Annotated in this window: 16 protein-coding genes and 1 pseudogene; 9 read left to right on the forward strand and 8 right to left on the reverse strand. The window is 36.4% G+C overall.

Annotation, left to right across the window (positions count from 1 at the left end; genetic code table 11):
- Positions 1 to 244: 244 nt before the first annotated feature.
- Positions 245 to 1,177: a signal recognition particle-docking protein FtsY gene (gene ftsY, locus RHAB15C_RS02095; RefSeq protein WP_194844945.1), complete on the reverse strand. Its 933-nt coding sequence runs from the start codon at positions 1,175 to 1,177 to the stop codon at positions 245 to 247.
- Between the two features lie 74 nt (positions 1,178 to 1,251).
- Between ftsY and sucC the strand changes: the two genes are divergently transcribed.
- Genes sucC through RHAB15C_RS02115 form a run of 4 tightly spaced genes read left to right on the forward strand, consistent with a single transcriptional unit; the run spans position 1,252 to position 4,711 of the window.
- Positions 1,252 to 2,421, forward strand: a complete 1,170-nt coding sequence (gene sucC / locus RHAB15C_RS02100) for an ADP-forming succinate--CoA ligase subunit beta (RefSeq protein WP_194844944.1) — start codon at positions 1,252 to 1,254, stop codon at positions 2,419 to 2,421.
- Positions 2,422 to 3,300, forward strand: coding sequence for a succinate--CoA ligase subunit alpha (gene sucD / locus RHAB15C_RS02105; RefSeq protein WP_194844943.1), 879 nt, complete (start codon positions 2,422 to 2,424; stop codon positions 3,298 to 3,300).
- A 4-nt stretch (positions 3,301 to 3,304) separates the two neighbouring features.
- On the forward strand, positions 3,305 to 4,447 hold the full coding sequence (locus tag RHAB15C_RS02110) for a site-2 protease family protein (protein ID WP_194844942.1): 1,143 nt from the start codon (positions 3,305 to 3,307) through the stop codon (positions 4,445 to 4,447).
- The gene (locus RHAB15C_RS02115) at positions 4,448 to 4,711 is read left to right on the forward strand and encodes a hypothetical protein (protein WP_194844941.1); all 264 of its coding nucleotides are present in this window, start codon (positions 4,448 to 4,450) and stop codon (positions 4,709 to 4,711) included. It begins immediately after the preceding gene.
- 19 nt (positions 4,712 to 4,730) lie between these two features.
- Here RHAB15C_RS02115 and RHAB15C_RS02120 read toward each other — a convergent pair whose 3' ends face one another.
- Positions 4,731 to 4,907 carry an Imm53 family immunity protein gene (locus RHAB15C_RS02120; protein ID WP_220716066.1) on the reverse strand — a complete coding sequence of 59 codons (177 nt, stop codon included), beginning with the start codon at positions 4,905 to 4,907 and terminating at the stop codon, positions 4,731 to 4,733.
- Between the two features lie 105 nt (positions 4,908 to 5,012).
- Between RHAB15C_RS02120 and RHAB15C_RS02125 the strand changes: the two genes are divergently transcribed.
- Both RHAB15C_RS02125 and RHAB15C_RS02130 read left to right on the forward strand, forming a co-directional pair.
- Positions 5,013 to 5,135 (forward strand): IS630 transposase-related protein, encoded by a 123-nt coding sequence (locus RHAB15C_RS02125; protein ID WP_194844939.1) that lies wholly within the window; start codon positions 5,013 to 5,015, stop codon positions 5,133 to 5,135.
- 140 nt (positions 5,136 to 5,275) lie between these two features.
- Positions 5,276 to 5,713, forward strand: a pseudogene (locus tag RHAB15C_RS02130) (IS630 family transposase); the annotation flags it as partial.
- Positions 5,714 to 5,749: 36 nt separating this feature from the next.
- On the opposite strand, the gene RHAB15C_RS02135 reads toward RHAB15C_RS02130, so the two are convergent.
- From RHAB15C_RS02135 to RHAB15C_RS02150, 4 genes are all read right to left on the reverse strand, one after another.
- Positions 5,750 to 6,511: a hypothetical protein gene (locus RHAB15C_RS02135; protein ID WP_220716067.1), complete on the reverse strand. Its 762-nt coding sequence runs from the start codon at positions 6,509 to 6,511 to the stop codon at positions 5,750 to 5,752.
- A gap of 160 nt (positions 6,512 to 6,671) precedes the next feature.
- Positions 6,672 to 8,087 carry a Do family serine endopeptidase gene (locus RHAB15C_RS02140; protein ID WP_194844885.1) on the reverse strand — a complete coding sequence of 472 codons (1,416 nt, stop codon included), beginning with the start codon at positions 8,085 to 8,087 and terminating at the stop codon, positions 6,672 to 6,674.
- An 81-nt stretch (positions 8,088 to 8,168) separates the two neighbouring features.
- Complete coding sequence (locus tag RHAB15C_RS02145) at positions 8,169 to 8,912, reverse strand: S1C family serine protease (protein ID WP_194844886.1); 744 nt, start codon at positions 8,910 to 8,912, stop codon at positions 8,169 to 8,171.
- A 121-nt stretch (positions 8,913 to 9,033) separates the two neighbouring features.
- Positions 9,034 to 11,991: an insulinase family protein gene (locus tag RHAB15C_RS02150; RefSeq protein WP_194844887.1), complete on the reverse strand. Its 2,958-nt coding sequence runs from the start codon at positions 11,989 to 11,991 to the stop codon at positions 9,034 to 9,036.
- A gap of 256 nt (positions 11,992 to 12,247) precedes the next feature.
- On the opposite strand from RHAB15C_RS02150, the gene RHAB15C_RS02155 reads away from it, so the two are divergent.
- A complete protein-coding gene (locus RHAB15C_RS02155) occupies positions 12,248 to 13,357 on the forward strand; it encodes a V-type ATP synthase subunit I domain-containing protein (protein ID WP_194844888.1) in 1,110 nt (369 codons plus the stop codon).
- Positions 13,358 to 13,426: 69 nt separating this feature from the next.
- Here the strand turns inward: RHAB15C_RS02155 and RHAB15C_RS02160 are convergent, their stop codons facing one another.
- Both RHAB15C_RS02160 and RHAB15C_RS02165 read right to left on the reverse strand, forming a co-directional pair.
- Positions 13,427 to 14,500, reverse strand: coding sequence for a ribonucleotide-diphosphate reductase subunit beta (locus RHAB15C_RS02160; RefSeq protein WP_281422365.1), 1,074 nt, complete (start codon positions 14,498 to 14,500; stop codon positions 13,427 to 13,429).
- Positions 14,475 to 17,594 (reverse strand): ribonucleoside-diphosphate reductase subunit alpha, encoded by a 3,120-nt coding sequence (locus RHAB15C_RS02165; RefSeq protein WP_194844936.1) that lies wholly within the window; start codon positions 17,592 to 17,594, stop codon positions 14,475 to 14,477. The genes RHAB15C_RS02160 and RHAB15C_RS02165 overlap by 26 nt, the downstream gene beginning before the upstream one ends.
- Before the next feature lie 395 nt (positions 17,595 to 17,989).
- On the opposite strand from RHAB15C_RS02165, the gene RHAB15C_RS02170 reads away from it, so the two are divergent.
- Together RHAB15C_RS02170 and RHAB15C_RS02175 are read left to right on the forward strand one after the other, a co-directional pair.
- Positions 17,990 to 18,817, forward strand: a complete 828-nt coding sequence (locus RHAB15C_RS02170) for a CDP-alcohol phosphatidyltransferase family protein (RefSeq protein ID WP_194844890.1) — start codon at positions 17,990 to 17,992, stop codon at positions 18,815 to 18,817.
- A complete protein-coding gene (locus RHAB15C_RS02175; RefSeq protein ID WP_194844891.1) occupies positions 18,817 to 20,139 on the forward strand; it encodes a DNA recombination protein RmuC in 1,323 nt (440 codons plus the stop codon). The genes RHAB15C_RS02170 and RHAB15C_RS02175 overlap by 1 nt, the downstream gene beginning before the upstream one ends.
- Positions 20,140 to 20,373 lie beyond the last annotated feature (234 nt).

A 20,373-nucleotide genomic window follows, 5' to 3' on the forward strand; every position in this document is an offset into this window, starting at 1 on the left:
TAGATTGTTTTACAGGTTTCTTAGAAACAAAAAGCGTAATTCTGCTTTTTACATTTAAATAAATTTTATCTTTTTAAAATATAATAGAGATTCATGTTTTACCCTTGGTAAAATTCTGACTATTCAGAATGCATCTTTTTCAACATCTTTTATTCCTCTTTCAAGATAGCCTTAATCAACTAAGAGCTACTCCTCAAAGTTCAAATAAAACAATACATCTGGAGATTGATCTATAAAAAGTCATTTAAGTAGTTTCAAAGAGAGAAGAAGCATAAGCTATAGGATCAAATTCTTCTAAATCTTCGATTTTTTCACCTGTGCCAATCCATTGAATGGGAACGTGGAGTTTTTTGTAGATAGAGAGAACTATACCCCCTTTGGCAGAACCATCGAGTTTGGTCATAATTATCCCTGTCAAGGGAGTGAACTTGTGGAAAGCCTCTGCTTGATCAATAGCATTTTGTCCTGTAGTTGCATCTAAGACAAGCAAGGTTTCATGAGGAGCTGAAAGGATGGGCTTTTGCATGACGCGTTTCATCTTTTCTAGTTCTTGCATAAGAGCTGTTTTATTTTGCAGGCGACCTGCTGTGTCGATTAACACTATGTCTATACTGCGCGCTTTAGCAGCTGTTAATGTATCAAAAACAACAGCTGAAGGATCAGCTCCAGTTTTTCCTTTGACAATATCTACGCCGATTTGATGAGCCCAAAGCTCTAATTGTTCGACTGCAGCAGCACGAAAAGTGTCCGCTGCTCCAATTAATACTTTTTTACCTTGTTTTTTAAATTGATAGGCGATTTTTGCAAGGGAGGTGGTTTTTCCACTGCCATTAACCCCTACGATCAAAATCACATGAGGTGTTTTCTCTTCCGAATGCTTAAAAGAAATAAGAGGAGGTTCTTGAAGTATAGATAACGTGTATTCATAAAATATCTTTAAAATATCGTTGATTTCTGCTTTGGGTTGCAGACGTAGAGTACTGCGTGCTTTTTCAACGAGCAAAGAAGCGCATTCTGATCCTAGATCTGCTTCAAAAAGAATTTGCTCTAGCGTTTCAAAGGTTTCTTCATTCCACGGTTTACCAAATAAAGAACGGATTCTATGGGAAAGAGCGGACCTTGTTTTAGACATGGCCTGTTTAATTTTTTGAAAACTTTCTTTAAGAAAACCAAACATAAGGACCCTTTTTTAATTGCTTGAAAAAAAACTCTATCAGATAAAGAGATTCAAGCAAAGCAAAGAGACACAAGATGAATACACACGAATATCAAGCAAAAGAGATACTTACATCCTACAAGATACCCATTCCGAGATTTAAAGTAGCAAGCTCTAGTGAAGGTGTGGAAGCCATCTTAAGAGATCTTTCTCTAGAGGATGCCGTGATAAAAATTCAAGTTCATGCCGGAGGAAGAGGTAAAGCTGGAGGCGTAAAAATTGCACATGGTTTACAAGAAATCCTTAAAACCGCACGGAAATTGATTGGAATGAAAATGATCAATAACCAAACAGGGCCGCAAGGAGTGATTGCACATCAAGTTTTAATTTCTGAGCTAGTTGCGATTAAAAAAGAATACTATTTAAGTGTTATTATCGATCGAGAGAGGAAGAGAGTTGTTTTAATTGCTTCTGCTGAAGGAGGGGTAGAAATTGAAGAGATTGCATTGAAGAGTCCTGAAAAAATTTTAACTATTCCTATTGGTTTAAGTGGTGTTCTACATCCTTTTCAAAAAATCCAATTGATAAAATTTATGCAATGGAAAGCAGAAATGGCTAAGGAAGGTGCTCAAATAGCACAAAGTTTAGTGCAAGCTTTTATGGATACGGATGCATCTTTGCTAGAGATTAATCCTTTGGTTGCCGATCAAAATAATCAACTGTGGGCTTTAGATGCTAAGCTTGTAGTTGATGACAATGCGCTTTTTAGACAGCAGAAGATCGCTGGTTTTTACGATCCTTCGCAATCAATACCAAATGAAGTGAAGGCCAAAGAACATGATTTAGCCTACATTGCTTTAGAAGGCAATATTGGTTGCATGGTCAATGGAGCAGGACTTGCTATGGCTACAATGGATATCATTCAATATTATGGAGGTAAGCCCGCTAATTTTCTAGATGTAGGAGGAGGTGCTTCTAAAGAAAAAGTAGCTGAGGGGTTTAAGATCATTTTAAGCGATCCTAATGTAAAAGCTATATTAGTAAATATTTTTGGTGGGATTATGAATTGTGCCACTTTAGCAGAGGGAATTATAGCAGCAGTTAAAGAAATAAAGATCCATGTTCCTTTAGTTGTGAGAATGGAAGGAACTAATGTAGAAGAAGGAAGGCAGCTTTTAGAACATTCTCGTTTAGCAATCATTACAGTAGATGGTTTGGCTAATGCGGCAAAAAAGGTAGTTGAAATGCTCAAAGGTAAGGAATAAATGGCTATTTTAATTCATAAAAATACACGTGTCATTACTCAAGGGATTTCCGGCAGATCTGGGCGTTTTCATACAGAGCAATGTCTGTTATATGGATCACGATTTGTAGGAGGAGTCACTCCTGGTAGAGGAGGAGAGACCATTCTAGATTTACCGGTCTTTGATACTGTTAGAGAAGCTAAAAAAAAAACAGAGTGTGATGCAACGATCATTTTTGTACCAGCTCCCTATGCAGCAGATGCTATTTTAGAAGCAGAAGACGCTGGAATTGCACTGATTGTTTGTATTACAGAGGGGATCCCTGTTAAAGATATGCTAGAAGTTTCCAGAGTGATGCAACTGAGCAAGTTTAGCCGTCTCATTGGACCAAATTGCCCCGGTATTATTACACCAGGAGAGTGTAAAATGGGGATTATGCCAGGATATATTCATAAAAAAGGGAAAATTGGCATCGTTTCTAGATCAGGAACCCTTACCTATGAAGCGGTTTGGCAAACAACTCAGCTAGGTCTTGGGCAAACAACTTGTGTAGGAATTGGAGGGGATCCCTTAAATGGAACAAATTTTATTGATGTGATAAAACTTTTTCAAGAAGATCCTAAAACAAAAGGGATTCTTTTAATAGGAGAGATTGGAGGCTCTGCTGAAGAAGAAGCTGCAGAGTGGATTAAAGAGCATTGCTCTAAGCCTGTAGCAGCTTTCATTGCAGGGACCACTGCACCAAAAGATAAACGTATGGGTCATGCAGGTGCGATTATTTCTGGAGGAAAAGGAGGCGCTCACGATAAGATAAGTGCATTGAAAAACGCAGGGGTGTTTATAGCAAAATCTCCTGCAGAGATGGGACAAGCTATGGCTGAAGTATTAGATAGGTTTTAAAAATATGTTGTATATTCCAGGTCGTATTCCTATTATCATCCATCCTGCATTTTGGATATTTGCCGCTATTATTGGTTATGTGAATAGTTTAAGTTTATTAGGAACTCTGGTTTGGGTTGCAGTGATTTTTATCTCTGTTCTTTTTCATGAATTTGGTCATGCCTTAACAGCGTTTTGTTTTAAGCAGAAGCCTCGCATAGAGTTAGTTGCTTTAGGAGGGCTTACTTATCATGAAGGGAAGAGATTAAAGTTTAGCAAGCAATTTTTGATTGTTTTCAATGGACCTTTTTTTGGATTTATTTTATTTGGAATAGCCACCTTTTTGTTACAATATCCAGCCTTAGATCAAGGGAATCTAGGATTGGTACTACGGCTTTTACAAGGGGTAAATCTATTTTGGACCATTTGTAATTTACTGCCGGTTTTCCCCTTAGATGGAGGGCAGCTTTTGCGCATCATCTTAGAAGCTATTTGGGGAGTAAAGGGAATTAAGTATTCTCTGATTACAAGTATTGTGATAGCATTAGTATGTAGTTTATTATTTTTTTTAATGCAAGGGTTTTTTATTGGATCTTTACTATTTCTTTTAGCCTTTCAAAGTTACGATACCTATCGTAAATCACGAGCGATGAGTAGTTCAGATCGCAACCAGAAGCTACACGGGCTCATGGAAAAAATAGAGGCAACAACCGATAAAGAAACAGCTATGGATCTTTGCAAAAAAGTTCGCATTCAAGCCAAAAAGGGGATGATTTTTAATCAAGCGACAGAGTACCTTGCTTCCTTATGTCTTGAGCAAGAGTTGTATAAACAAACCTATGACTTATTATTACCTATTCAAAAAGAGATTAGCAGTGAGGCTCTTTGTCTTCTACACAAAGCAGCTTTTGATCAAAAAGATTTTTCTCTAGTTACTCAGATCGGAGCGCAATGCTTTCAATCCAAACCTCATCCAGATATTGCGATTCGCAATGCTTGTGCAAGTGCAGCTCTTAAGGAACCAACAGCTGCAGTTGGCTGGCTAAAAACCGCAGTAGACGAGGGAGTGGTTAACATACAATCCATGTTAGCTAAATCGATATTTGATCCAATCCGACAAGACCCTCTATTTCAAGAATTACTTCATATCTTATCAAAGGAGAATTAGATGCGCTGGCTTATTTGTTTTCTATGCATCTCATTAATGGTTTGTGCAGAAGATAAAAAAAAAACAAGACCCAGACAGGTTCAGCCTCATTTTGTTGGAGCGGGGCGTCCTAAGAATCAAATGGTCAAGAAAAAAAAATCTCCTACCGATAAATACTTTTTAAGTAAAACCCCTCTAAAAAAACACAAACAAAAAAAGATTGCGAAAAAAACAGAGAAACAAGAAGAGCGTCCCTTTTATCAAAAGTCACCAGATAAAGTTTAATTGTGAAAGAAGAACTTTCTCATGATTCGTTTTCCATTGCCCAGTGACGAAATACTTTTAAAGCTCCTGGTAAGTTTTTAGCCCCACATCTTGCTTCAAATTGCATATCCTTAACTTCACAAAATATCCAATCTTGCTCCAATCGATCTATTTTTATCTGTTGGAAATTTGCATATTCTAGATCTGTATCTTCCACATTTATTAGATCTCTTGCATAACTCAATTTTAAAGCTCCCAATTATAAATTCCAGCTATAGCAATTTAACTTTAAACTTTCACGACAAAGAAGTATGATGCTTACATGGCATATTCCTATGATTTAAGAAAAAAAGCATTAGACTATATAGAGAAAGGCAAGTCAAAAGAAGAAGCAAGTCAAATCTTTGGAGTGACGGCGCGTAGCATATTTAAAAAGACGTCCTAATAAAATTGAAGGAGAAAAGCTAAAAGCGTACCTTCAAGAGAATCCGGATAGCTACTTAAAAGAAATAGCCGAAAGATTACTTTAAAAAAAAGACGCCCTTCTATCAAGAAAGAGATGATGAGAAAAGAGAGAAGTTTCAAAAGAGAGTAGAGGAAATTGCTGAAGAAGATCAAGTTTATGTCGATGAAAGTGGGATTAATGAATATCTTCAAAGGAAGAATGCGAGAGCACCCAGAGGGGAAAAAGCGTATGGGGCTGTATCAGGAAATCGTTATCACAGAGAAAGTTTTATAGCAGCTAAGAATCGATCAAACATTTTAGCACCCTTTTGTTATACAGGAACATGTAATACCCAGTTGTTTAACATGTGGCTCGAACAAATACTCATCCCTGAGCTAAAACCTGGACAAGTAGTTATTTTGGATAATGCGAGTTTTCATAAGTCCAAAGAGAGTTTAGAAATCATTAAAAGAGCTAGATGCGAAGTATTATTTTTGCCTCCCTATTCTCCTGATTTGAATCCTATCGAAAAGTTTTGGGCACATTTTAAGAAAAGAGTAAAAGAAGCCTTAACCTGATATTCAAACCTTGCAGAAGCTATTGATCAATCTTTTTTACAAGTGTGTAGTTAATGGAAATTTTAAATTCAAATCACTATAGGAATGGACTCCGGATTTTGTAATAGAGGCATAGATGTGTCTGCCACTTTTGTCTGTAGAGAGGATCCTAGATAGACCTTGGTTATTATATTCGTAACGCAACGCTTTCCCATAGGGGAGTAGTTCGGTTTCTAGGCGGTAGAGTGTAGGGGATTGTTTTCGATAGATGCGCTCTGTTCCCTCTGGCCAAATGATGCGAACTGCATCTTGCTCTACAAAGAACTCTATGTTGCGAAGGTCTGCTGTGCTATCGGGCTCTTCTTGTCGTAAGTTGCTAAAACCATAGCTACTTGTTTTTAAAATACCCTTAGCATCGCAAATTTCAAACTCTAGTACAAAACCACTTGGATCATACACTTGAAAATAAGGCGAATGGAGATTATATCCAGCCCAAAGATGAGGTAACATTACCCATCGTCTTCTTTCTTGAAGTAGAAGAGCTTTTCCTAATGACAGACGATCTAAACGATCTTTGTCTTCATAACGGCCAAGAATTTGAGGAGGAACATATGTTCTTTTAAGCATGAGGTCTTGTGCAGCTTTGATGAGAAGATCTGTTTCTTGAAGAGAGATTTGTCCAGATAAAGGGGAGATATATCCATCTATGAGAAGATGTGCGCTTAAAGAAGCAATTTCAACTGGAGTGGAAGGTTCTACATTTTCAAAAGGAGCTGCTATCAGTTGAGAAGTTAAGATAAAGCAGAGTAACCAACGCATAAATTATGCCTTTTCTTTGTCAATCAGGTAACACTTGATTGAGATAGTAGGGGATTGTAATGGATAACGAGAATTTCAATCTATGATCTTCGTATTTTTTTAAAGGCGCTTAAGAATGCGTGTTCTTAAGCGCCTGCAAAATTTTGATTCATTATGAAGATTACTTCAGTTGAATGGAACAAAAGTAGGCTCCTCTATTACGATCACGAACTAGAAGTAAAATAGATTTAGTGGTGTTTTGATTAATAGCTTGATTAAACTCTAAGAGATTTGTCACTTTTTTGTAATTGATGTTTTGAATTAAGCAACCTGGACGTAAGCCAGCAATTGCTGCTGGAGAGTTAGGTTTTACTTTTGTAATCACAACGCCCTCTTCTGTAGGTTTATAACCAAGCTGCTTAGCATAATCTTCTGTTAATGCTTCAACCTGTAGTCCCAATTTTTGCACAATTCCATTTTCAGCCATTACATTATCGGAATTAGATCCCAATTTTACAGAGATTTGCTTAGTTTCCTGATTGCGTTTTACCTTCAACTGAATAGTAGAACCAGGGGATTTTAGAGAAATCTCTGTTTTTAATCCTTCGGAGCTCTTAACAGGTTTATTGTCATATTCCAAAACAATATCTCCCTGTTTAAGCCCTGCTTTATCAGCAGCAGATCCAGGAACAACTTCAGAAATAAGAGCTCCTTCTGGCTTTGCTAAACCAAAAGCTTTAGCGATATCTGCATCCATTGGCTGTAAAGTAACTCCTAAAAATCCACGCGTAACACTTCCCTTTTCTAAGAGCTGATTCATAATGTTTTTAGCCATATTGATGGGAATAGAGAAACTAATTCCCATATAGCCGCCGCTATTAGAAGCAATGGCTGTATTGATTCCAATCACTTCTCCTTTTGAGTTTAAAAGCGGACCGCCTGAGTTACCACGGTTAATTTGTACTGTGCTTTGAATGAAGTCTTCTAGATCATTAATATGTAAGTTCTGTCTTCCCTTAGCGCTAATGATCCCTTGAGTAAAAGTGGATTTTAGAAGAAGGGGACTACCAATTGCAAAAGCTAACTCTCCTATTTTAACAGAATCTGAATCTCCTAAAGGCAGATAGGATAATCCGGCTATTTCTTTTGATTCAATCTTTAGAAGAGCAATATCTGTATGTGGATCAGACCCTACTAATACAGCATCTACTTCTTGCCCATCGTGCAAAACAATCGTGATTTTATCACAATTATTCACTACATGTGCATTTGTCATAATGTGACCGTCAGTGCTACAAAAAAAACCAGATCCCGCATTTTTTTGAGGAGAGGGCTGGGGCATTTGCCCAAAAAAACGATTAAATATTTCACTGTGAAACTCAAAAGGATTATGCGCACCGTAAGTTTCATTTACATTACTTTGGGCTTTTATAGAGATAACAGCAGGATTAGTGCTCTCATAGATTAGAGTAAATGCTTGTGATATCTGATCTAAAACCTGAGTTTCTTTTAGAGTTGGAATATGAATAGAATTTGCACTAAGAAGAGCAATGCTTAAAATAAGAAAAATAGGAGAGTGAATAGATGACTTTTTCATAATATAATCCCTTTAAATAAACTACAAATTGAGTATATAAAATATACATTTCTCTAAATTTTTGTAAATTAAGCAAAGACTTTAAAGTAGTTCCTGGTCAAGTAGTTTCTCTATAGTTTCTTTAACTACATTACTTGGAATAGCAAAGGATAAACCCGTATAGAAACCTTCTTTATAGCGCCATGTGCTTCTATTCACTCCAATTACTTCTCCATCTAAATTGAGAAGAGGTCCTCCAGAATTGCCCGGGTTAATGCTGAGATTGACTTGTAGGGTATCTGGTTCTTGGAATTTATCTTTTTTTATGCTGCTTACAATTCCAAATGTTACGGTGGATTGTAGACCAAAAGGACTGCCAATTGCTGCAACCCATTCTCCTAATTCAATGGAATCAGAATCAGCTAAAGCCAAAAAGTGAAGACCTTCTGCTTCGATTTTAATTAAGGCAATATCAGAAACGGGGTCTGATCCTACTACGATACCATCGAATTGTAATTGGTTGCTTAATGTCACAGTAATTACACCTGCATCTTTAATTACATGCTCATTGGTTATAATATATCCATCTTCAGTAATTAAAAACCCTGATCCGATGTAGGCTTTTTCTTCGTTATTTCCCCACAAAGAACGAATCCAACTAGAAGATGGGGTTAATTTTACCTGAATGAATACAACAGCAGGAACAGATGCATTTACAATCTCAGTAAAAAAATTGGCCACTTTTTTAGTATCTGAGATTTTATGAGGTTTAGAAGAGAAAGGATAAGCCGCGTAACAGTTATTTAAGCAAAAAATGCTTAAAATAAGGAAAAAAAATGCTTGCATAAAGAGCCTAAATGAATTTTGCTTCATTTAATTAGTGTTTTCTGTTTTTCTTGATAAGAAACGATTAAACATATCAATTATGCTTTTTATTTTACAACTTAATTCTTATAGATGTTCTATTTTAAATAGGAAAAACAGGCAAGGGGTTTTGCAAACTTGCGTTTTCATCGTTGATTAATTCTTGATTGGCAAAGGAAATAAATATTCCTTGGTTGAGTTTGGGTTTCAATTCTTTTTCGACAATGTATTTTACATCTTTGATTGTTGTATTGAGAAGAGAGTTTCTAAATTCCTGGCGCATTTCTTTTGTTTTTTGACTGCGAAGGCATCCATAAGCTATAAGAGCTCTGTTTTCTGGTGAAATAGGAGAGTCTAAATCTTGGATAATGGTAAGTTTTGCCTCTTCTAATTCTTGTGCAGAGATTTTTCCTTTGCAAAGTTGATTCACTGCTTCGTGAAAGTGCTGTCTAGTACCATAGATATGAGGATCTCGATAGGAGAGAAAATAAAAATGTCCCATTTTAGTACTAAATGTTGCACTAGCACCATATGCGCCACCTTGTTCCCGAATCTTTGGATGTAGAGTCTTATGCTCAAATAAAACAGAAGCAACTGTCAAAGCCGCTGCATAGGGATGGATGTAAGAAATTGTAGGAAATGCTTCTACATTGAATGCAACCTGTGAAGAGATCAAACGAATCTGAGAAGAAGGTAAGATTAAAGGTGCTTCAAACTTCCAAGGATTTGTTTTAAGAGTGGGTAATTGATTGAAGTTAAAATAATCTTTACTTTCTAATTCTTTTAACATCTCATAAGAACAACTCAATATCAAATGAGGGTTATTAAAAGTGAAAATTTTTTCCTTTAAAGCTTTTAAACGGTCGATTACTTTAGGAAGATTAGCTGGTAGATTTTGGCAAATAGTTTGCAGAGTTTTGAAGTAACGCAATCCATACCAGGCTTCGCTGATATGTGTAGCTGTTGAAAAGCCACTAATGACTAAATGAGTAGCATAGCGCATCGCCTGTCGATTTAGTCGATTAAGCAAGGATGTATACATTTGTAAAATGAGCTCTTCAATTCGTTTAATTTCATCAAATCGAGGATATAAAAGTAAATCCTGCATCAATGCAAATAGTTGTTCTGCTTTGCGATATAAGCACTTTGCTCGTAGGTTAAAAGAAGGACGCAGTACTTTTGGATCTAAAGTTTGAGGATATAAAGAGCAAGAAGTAGTCAGCCCTCCTGTATGGGCCTGCATATATTCTAAATTCTCTCTATAATCTCTATTTCCGCTTCCTAACTCAGATAAAATGGAGGTTAATAAATGTACATAGGGCAGCTCTTCTTCTTCAATTGCAGGTAGATCAAATAGCAGATCCACATACAAAATATGATTAGTAAAGCAATCGTGATGATAGATAGTTAAGTTTTTTGAGCAAATGACTTGCAGAGGAAAATCACGAATAGCATTAGGAACATCATTTAAAGATATTTTCGGCAAGCAATCTAGAGCTTGAACCTCTGTTTGCTTTTGATACAGGGCTAGATCTCTTGTTTGCTTTTGAATTTCTTGAATTTGTTCCTTAGATAGCTCTTGCTGGTTTTTTTTCAATCGTTTTAACTCTTGATTTCTCTCTTCTTCTGCTAGATGAGGATCCGGTATCATAATCAATCGGACCCTATGAGGATTGCTCAGAAAATACTTATCGATTAACCCTGTTAAATAAGTAGGTTTCTTTGTTTTTTCTAATAAATTCTCAAATAAAGAGTGCACCATTAACCCTGATTCAGCAGAACATCCATGTTGTTTAGCTAAAGCAGAGCGCATAAATAAAGAAAGGCCAAAAGGGGTCTGGTCTCCTCCTATCTCTAAACGGGAGAGCTCTAACTGATGAATAGCTGCATCGATGAGATGTTTTGGGATACCTTCTACAACGATCTTCTTTAGAGTGCTCAATAAAACTTGCTCTAATTCACTAGCATCTTTTTCTTCAGCGCCTTTACAAACAAGTAGATAAGGTACTTCGCTCATCTCCAGACTTATGAAACCATTTGCAGAGATACAAAGCTGTGATTCCAGCAAAGCTCTTTTTAAAAGAGAGGCATCTGTTTCCATTAGGATTATATCTAAAATACTTAATGCCAGTACATCTTCTTGTTCTATAATAGGAGTTGTTAAAAAGCCAAAAGCGATCACTGCTCGACGAGAAGAATTTTCAGAAGCTTCAATGGGATAGCGCATGGTAGAGAACTTCGGTGCATCAAAACGCTTTTGTTTAATCAAATAAGTAGCAGGTGAGTTGCCTGCTTGGTTTAGCTCTCTTTCTGCGATAAAATCAAGGTGTTTTTGTAAAGGAAGATTCCCATAAAAGAAAAATAAGCAACATGCTGGTTGGTAATACAAAGAGTGGAAAGAAATAAGCTGTTCGTAGGTCAAATTAGGAATCTCTTCTGGATCTCCTCCTGAGTTAAATGCATAAGGAAGATCTGGCAGAAGTTGAGCCATCATAGCATGCCACATACGCGTATCGACAGAAGAGAGGCTTCCTTTCATCTCGTTGTATACAATCCCTTTAATATGCAATCCTTCTTCTGGTTTTTTAGAATTGATAAATTCTAAACGATGTCCTTCTTGCAGAAAGCTCATTCGTTTTAATTCTGGATGAAATACCGCATCCAAGTAAACATCTAGTAAGTTGTAAAAATCTTTCTCTATCTGAGATGCTGCAGGATAACAGGTGAAATCAGCTCCTGTTAAGGCATTCATAAACGTATTTAAACTTCTTCGTCCCATTGCAAAAAAAGGGTCTTTTACCGGATATTTCGAAGAGCCGCATAAGACGGTGTGTTCTAATATATGTGCTACACCATTTGAGTTATACGGTAGAGTCTTAAAAGACAGACAGAATAGATTCTCTGGATCGTCATTTTCAATGTGCATAACAATAGCGCCTGTAGGCACGTGCATCAGCTCGCGCAAAACACAGTGTAGCTCATCAATAACTACATATTTTGTGACGATAAAATCGCCATGTTTCTCTCCAGCTCGTGTCAAAGATTTGCAAAATGTATACATGGATCCAGCTAATTTAAGCGTTTAACAATAGTTTAGGTAAAGATTTTAGTAAAGATGCTCTCACCTTTACGTGTAGAGAAAAATACATGTTGGTGCATTTCTTAAATTAATTGAAGTGATTATTTTTTTTATAAATCAAAACTAAATTAATTGTATTAAATTTAGTTTTAATTCTTGATTTGTAGTTTTTTTAAAAATAACATCATTAAATTCTATCCATTTATTAAAAAACTATTGAGAGGTCTATACGCTATTTATGTTGAAGTGGTGTGCTATACGCAAAGGTAAATCGGAAGTTATCTTGGCAGATGCTCAATGCAAAAAAGATCAGATTCAGGGGCATAGTTATCAGGCTCTAGATTTTTCCTTTCGCAAAGAAGCAGATATTGTTGCTATCTCATCTTTTCCTCAGCAAAAAATCGAACAAGCCTCTTTAGGTACTAGTAGGCAGATCTCGTATCTAAATATCCCTTATTTCATTTCAGAAATACCAGCTATTGAATACGAAAACAGGCAATATCGAGCTTGGATTAGAAACATAAAAACTGCATTACAAGAAATAAATGATAATGGGTGGAAAAATTCTATAAAAAGCATCTTAAAAGAGCTTAATATTAAAAATGATCATTTAATAAAAGAGTATGAGAGAACAGCTAAAGAGATTCAATCTTTAGAAGAACTGTTAGAGAAAATACAGGAAGATAATGTAGAAATGGTTAGTATAATAGATAGCTACCAGTCAGAAGTTTCTAAAGAGTCTATCAAAAAGTCTTTCTTTTCTAGCTTAACAGAGGCTTATACTCGTAGAATATCTAAAGAATCAGGTTATGACAGTCAAGGATCAATCAGTTCTACAGAAACCGTTGTATTAGAGGAATCTGATTCTGTATTTGTGCAAGCGCATGTGCAAATGAAAGAGTTAGAAAAGAAAAATAAGATATATAAAGAGTGGATTAATTCTTTAAATAGAAAACTAGATTATAATTACGATTTTAAATTGATAAAGCTTTCAAACTTAAAAACGTTTGAAGATTTAAAATCTCCTTCTTTTAAAAAAATAGAACTAAAACAAAAAAATAGGGAAAACGAGAAAATAATCCAATCTTTAGAAGTTCAAATAATCAAAAACTTAGAGATAAATGCTACATACCAAGATCTTTTATCAGAAGAGGCTCGTTTTCATAGATCAAAAGATGCTTATCTTGATAAATTAAATGAGTTAGAAGAACGGTTGAACAATGAGCAAAAAGAGCTTGAAGATCTAGGTTGTTATTCTGAAAAGGTGGGTCAATTACATAAAAACATGGAAACATTTACAGAATGTTTAACTCAAACCAAAAAACTGATTTCTTTATTAAAAATCTGATAAAGCGAAATGGTTTTTTTTAAGCTACTTAAAGATTTAAGCAAAGCAGGGATTCCTCCCTGCTTTCGATTACCAGGTAAGGGATGAAGCTGATTGGTACTCTGTCACACGAGTTTCAAAGAAATTTTTCTCTTTACCAAGATCCATTGTTTCACTCATCCAAGGGAAAGGATTTTTTGAGTGATAGACCGCTTTAAGACCAATTCTCTCTAACCTGCGATCTGCAATATATTGCACATACTCGCGGAACATAGAAGAGGTAAGGCCAAGAATTCCTCTAGGAAGGCAATCTTCCGCGTAAGCGATCTCCAATTCAACAGCGTGTTTAATTTTTCGAATGATTTGATTTTGAAACTCAAAAGTCCATAGGGTTGGATTTTCTTCTTTAATCCCATTAATCAGATCGATACCAAAATTTAAATGGACGGTCTCATCGCGTAAGATGTATTGAAATTGCTCACCAATTCCCGTCATTTTATTTTGGCGGTGAAAGGAGAGGATCATGACAAATCCACTATAGAAGAAAATCCCTTCCATAATGAGGTAATAGCCAATTAGATTTTCTAAAAATTTTTGTGCTCCTTGTATTGTGTCAGTGGAGAAATTAGGGTCTAGAACCTCAGTTGTTAGCTGCATTTGAAACGCATCTTTAGCTTTAATGCTAGAGATTTCATTATACATATTAAATACTAAACCTTGGTCGAGATTTAAGGATTCACAGATATAGACAAATGAATGAGTATGAATAGCTTCTTCAAATGCTTGGCGCAATAAGTATTGACGCACTTCAGGATTTGTCACGTGCTTAAAGATAGCAAGTACGATATTATTGCCTACTAAGCTCTCAGCAGTGCTAAAAAACCCTAAGTTACGCATAATCACTCTGCGCTCATCTTCACTTAAAGTTTTAGTTTTCCAAAGCTCAATGTCTTTGGCCATAGGGACTTCGGTAGGCATCCAATGGTTGGCGCAACCATTCATGTAATGTTCCCATGCCCAATTGTATTTAAGGGGCATGAGCTGGTTTACATCTACTTGGTTACAGTTAATCAGTTTTTTTTGTGCTACATTAACTCGTTTTCTTGTGTCTGTAGTTTCGTTCATAGTTATGATCTCCTTATTGGCAACTTTCACATCCCTCATCTAGGTTACAGTTCTTACGCTGCAATGCAATATTACTTGAAGCGGATTTGTGTTTCATCCATCTGGGCTGCAGCCCTCGTTTATTGATATCTGTTGTCGATTTTTCAATCTGGGTAGCACCCAAAGAGCGCAGATAATAGGTGGTTTTTAATCCTTTTTGCCAAGCAAAGAAGTACATTTGATTTAACTTCTTACCGCTTGGTTGAGCTAAATACAGATTTAAAGATTGTCCCATGTCGATCCATTTCTGCCGACGACTAGCGCATTCAATGAGCCATTCCGGATCAATTTCAAAGGCTGTTAGATAGACTTGTTTGACTTCTTGAGGAATACGATCAATTTCTGCAACAGAACCATCAAAGTATTTAAGGTCATCGAGCATTTTCTGGTCCCAAATGCCAAGCTCTTTAAGACGATCTACAAGATATACATTAGGAACTGTGAATTCACCGGATAAATTAGATTTAACAAATAGATTTTTGTAAGAGGGTTCGATTGATTGGGTAACTGCTGTGATATTAGAAATGGTTGCTGTAGGAGCAATGGCCATAGTATAAGAGTTACGCATACCATAATTTTTAATCGATTCACGTACAATGTTCCAATTCATACTCGAGGTTTGATCCATGTCAAGGTTGAATCCCCGTTGCTTTTCAAGCAGAGAAATCGTATCTATAGGTAGCAATCCTTTTTCCCATTTGGAACCTTTGTAAGAGGAATAGGTACCTTTTTCATGCGCTAATTCACTAGAGGCTAAAATAGCGTAATAAGAGATCATTTCCATACTTTTATCAGCAAAAGTAATAGCTTCATGACTTGCATAGCTAATGTTCAAGGCATAGAGAGCATCTTGAAATCCCATCACTCCTAAACCAATGGGGCGATGTCTTAAGTTTGCATGACTCGCTTCTAATGTAGGATAAAAATTGATATCGATTACATTATCCAGCATGCGCACAGCTGTGCGAATGGTGGCGCTTAATTTTTCTTCATTGATTCCTTGAGGAGTCATATGTTGGATTAAGTTAACCGATCCTAAGTTGCATACGGCGGTTTCATCTGAAGAAGTATTAAGCAAAATCTCTGTACACAAATTAGAACTATGTACGACACCCACATGATCTTGTGCAGAGCGAATATTAGATGGATCCTTAAAGGTGATCCAAGGATGTCCTGTTTCAAATAGCATGCTAAGCATTTTGCGCCAAAGTTGGACCGCTTCAATTTGTTTAAATAGTTTGATTTTTCCAGATGTTGTCATCTGCTCATATTCTTTGTACCGATTTTCAAAGTTCTCCCCATAAAGATCGTGTAGGTCTGGAACATCATTTGGGCTAAATAAGGTCCATAATCCATTTTCTTTAACGCGCTTCATAAATAGATCAGGAATCCAGTTAGCTGTATTCATGTCATGAGCACGTCGTCTATCATCACCTGTATTTTTGCGTAGCTCTAGAAAATCTTCGATATCTAGATGCCATGTTTCTAAATAGGCACACATAGCACCTTTGCGTTTACCACCTTGATTGACAGCAACTGCTGTATCATTGGCTACCTTTAAGAAAGGGATAACCCCTTGACTACATCCATTTGTTCCTTTAATAAGAGAGCCTGTTGCTCTAATGTTTGTCCAGTCATTGCCAATTCCTCCAGCCCACTTGGATAATTGTGCATTATCGGCAATCATTTTAAAAATACAGCCCAGGTCGTCTTGCACAGTTAATAGATAGCAAGAGGATAATTGTGAGTGAAGCGTTCCAGAGTTAAATAACGTAGGAGTGCTGGACATAAAGAGAAAAGTAGAAAGGACGTTATAGAATTCGATGGCACGTTCATTTTTTTGTTCTTCTTGCATAGCAAGACCCATAGCAATACGCATCCAGAAAATTTGTGGTGTTTCTAGTCTACGCTGTTCATGATGGATGAAGTAGCGATCATATAGGGTTTGTAGTCCAAGATAGGTAAATTGATCATCTCTTTGCAGTTGCATAGCGTGACAGAGAAGATCAAGGTCGAACCTTAATAAATCAGGATGTAACCTACCTAGTTTGATTCCTTCTTTGATATACTTTTTAAAGTAGCTGCGATGAGATGACTCTAAATCAGGATCTGAAAAGCTAATTTCCATGGTTTCTCGGTAGAGGACGTCTAATAACAAGCGAGCAGCTACTTTAGAGTAAGCGGGCTCAATTTCAATTTTTGTACGAGCTGCCATAATTTGGGCTAGGTCAACCTCTTTTTCCTTAATTCCTTCATAAAAATTAGAAACCGTGTTTTCTAGAAGTTCGTCGGCAGATACCAACTCTTCCAATCCGCGACAAGCGACTTTAATACGGGTAAATAATTGTTTTTCCGTGATGATGCGTTTATTTTGTTCTTGATCAAGAAAGGTAAATTCACGTGTTATTCTATCTTCTGGGATAGGATAGGAGAACTTGAGGTCATTTTGTCTACCAAGTAAGGCTCTATGCAAGATAAAGTGTTTTGCTACGCTATAAAAATCGGCTTTCATCAATTGTTGCTCGATTTCATCTTCGATCAAAATAGAGCTAAGGACAACGCCTGTTTTAGAAAGACTCAGTGCTCTTGCAACTACATTCTGTGTGAGTAAGTTAATGGCTTCTACCACTTGTTTTGGAGAAAATCCTGTGATTTCCATAGAAGAGCGAAAAGCTTTTTCTAAAGAAGAGGCGATTTTCATAGGGTTAAAGCGCACTTCTATTCCATCTTCTCTGATAATTTTTAAACTTTGCGCAGAATCATCGCGCAAGGTTTTATGTTGATCTCGATAAATAATATAATCTCGTGCTACATCATGGTGACCTGCTTTCATTAAGCAAACTTCAACCTGATCTTGAATTCCTTCAACGGTTAAAGAAGTTCCTTGGACAGCTAATTTATACAAATCTTCAATCACTAGGGTAACGATTTGATCGATAGATTGATGTAAAGAAGGGCTAAGAGGGGTTTCTTTATCGACTTTCTTGGTATCGCGAAAAGCACATTCAATCGCTCTTAAGATTCTCTCTCGACGAAAAGGAACAATGCTACCATTGCGTTTGACAACAGTGAAATGCTGTAGGGAGGAAGCCATCTGAGATGAGGAGTTACACTCTTTGATTTTCACAGGATCTTCTTGAGTCATTGAACCTTTCATATATTTTTTTTGCTCCAAGTATTTTAGTTTTTTATAAAGATGCTAGGTCTTGGGTCTGTTTATTATACCTCCTAGGTTAACGTTTTAAGCAATTACAGCGAAGTCTAAAAAATAAAAGATCATTATACTACATATGGTAGTTTATTTGAATCATACACACCATATATAGTAGTCAAAAGCTACTTGTCTAGTAAAAAATATACTTTTTAAAAAGTTATTTTTATGCTTTTCTAAGCAAAGAACTTAAGTGATTAGAGTGCAACAATTCTAAGAAACTGATACGATTTTGTATGTAAGGGAAAAACAATTTTAAGATTAAAAAAAGGAGGATTATGCGAAGGGTTTATCTAATTCCCAACATGATCACAGCTTTTGGCTTAGCTTGTGGGTTATTTGTTATTTTTAAAGTAAATATGGTAGAGCCTGGTTCTGGATTGTTTCAAGTATTGCGTATATCGGTGCTGTTATTATTAGTGGCAGCTTTTGCAGATTTATTAGACGGCGCTGTTGCTCGAGCATTTCGAGCAGAGAGTGAGTTTGGATTTATTTTTGACTCATTAGCAGATGCTATATCTTTTGGAGTAGCACCATCTGTTTTGCTTCTCAAAACATTATCATTAGAGCCGGGAACAGGACTGTCTTTTTTAGCTGTTTTAGGTGCTATGCTCTATTCCATCTGCGGTATTTTACGACTCGTTCGTTTTAATGTAAAAACAACAGAACCTAAAACAAATGCAGAAGCTTTATCTGCAAAAAAACACTTTACAGGTCTTCCTATTCCCGCTGCTGCTTTAGCAGCGGTTTCTCTAAACCTTTTATTTGCATCTGACTTTTTCCATAACTATTTTCCTCTATCTGAAGAAGTACATGCTACCACTTTAAGCATTGTAATGATTATTTTAGGATATTTTATGGTAAGCCGTTGGAAGTTTCCCAGCTCTAAAGCCCTGCATTTTCGAGTCCCTTCTTTTCAGTTGGTTTTTGGGACCGTTATCTCAGCGATTTTTGTTTTTTATGGAACGCTTTACTTCTTTCCCATTATGCTAACTATGGTAACATGGAGTTATATTCTTCTGGGATGGACTTTATCGATTATCCGTTTGATTGCAGGTAGAAAATCAAAAACCCTAGTGGATTTCGAACCAGAGGATGAGGACTAATGAATAAGGACCTTGTCATTATTTTATTAGCTATCATTGGATGGGGGCTTTGGTTAGTTGCGCTTATGAGTCGAAAAAGACTAGAGATTTCCTTAGCCCTAGCCCAGAAAAAAGCAGAAGAAGCATCTACTTTAGATCTGCAATTAAAAGAAAAAGAAAAAGAGATTTTTACTCTTTTGTTGCAGCAAAAAAGCTCTGAAGAAAGACAACAAGCCATAAAGCTAGCAGAACAACATTTTAAGCTTCTATTTCAGTCTCTATCTTCTCAAGCGCTAGAGCACAATAACAAACAATTTCTATCTGTTGCTGAAACAGAAATTGCTAAATGGCGTATCTCTGCTCAATCAGATTTAGATAAACGCAAACAATCAGTAGAAGAAATGCTTGTGCCTTTTAAAGAAACTCTGGTCAAACTTGATCTAGAGATGCGTAAATATGAAAATGAACGTAGATCTGAGCGAGAGGTTTTTAAAGAGCAAGTACGCGCTTTAACCGATAGTGAAAGACAACTTAAAGCAGAAACAGCCAATCTTGTACAAGTGCTAAAAAATCCTCAATCTCGTGGTAGATGGGGAGAAATGCAATTAAAGAGAATCGTTGAATTAGCTGGTATGCTTAACTATTGTGACTTTTATGAGCAAAAACATAAATCTACAGAAGAAGCAAGCATCAGACCCGATCTTCTCGTTCGTTTGCCCGGTGGTAAGCAAATTATCGTTGATGCCAAAGTCCCTTTAGAAGCGTACTTAGAAGCTATGTACCATTCTGATGAAAAGATCAAAGAGACTAAATTTCGCGATCATGCGCGTCATATAAGAGCTCATGTCAATGCTTTGAGTAAAAAGAGTTATTGGGAGCACTTTCAACCCGCTCCTGAATTTGTCATTTTGTTTTTACCAGCAGAAGCTTTTTTTAGTGCAGCGCTTGAGCATGATCCTTCTTTAATTGAAGTAGGTGCGGAGCAAGGAGTCATCATTGCAACCCCAACTACCCTCATAGCGCTTTTACGTACAGTGTTTTACGGTTGGAGACAGGAAAACTTATCCAAACAATCAGAGAAAGTAAGAGAGCTTGGTCAAGAGTTATATAAAAGATTGCTTGATATGACAGGGCATTGGTCTAAAATGGGTAAAAGTTTGGCTCAAGCAGTTGAATCCTATAATAAAGCAGTAGGATCTTTAGAAACCCGTGTTTTAGTAACAGCGCGCAAATTTAAAGATTTACAATTGCTCTCTGAAGAAGTGGATTTAGAACCGTTATCTGAAATTGATAAAAAACCACGAGATTTGCAAATTGCTGAGCTTATGACTCCCAAGACTTAGACTCTGCTCTTCCTAATGGATTCTAGAGAAACATCCTGAGAATTATTAAATTTTTCTATTCATGCAGTTATAGTAAAAGTTTTTTCTGGGTCAATTGGAGCAGAAATTAGTGGAATAGATTTATCTCATCAGGAATATGCCATGTAAGCATCATACTTCTTTGTCGTGAAAGTTTAAAGTTAAATTGCTATATTAAAGAAAATGAAAATTTCAAAAGATTCATTCCTAACTATA

Origin of the sequence: Candidatus Rhabdochlamydia porcellionis, assembly GCF_015356815.2 — a bacterium.
Lineage (GTDB): Bacteria > Chlamydiota > Chlamydiia > Chlamydiales > Rhabdochlamydiaceae > Rhabdochlamydia > Rhabdochlamydia porcellionis.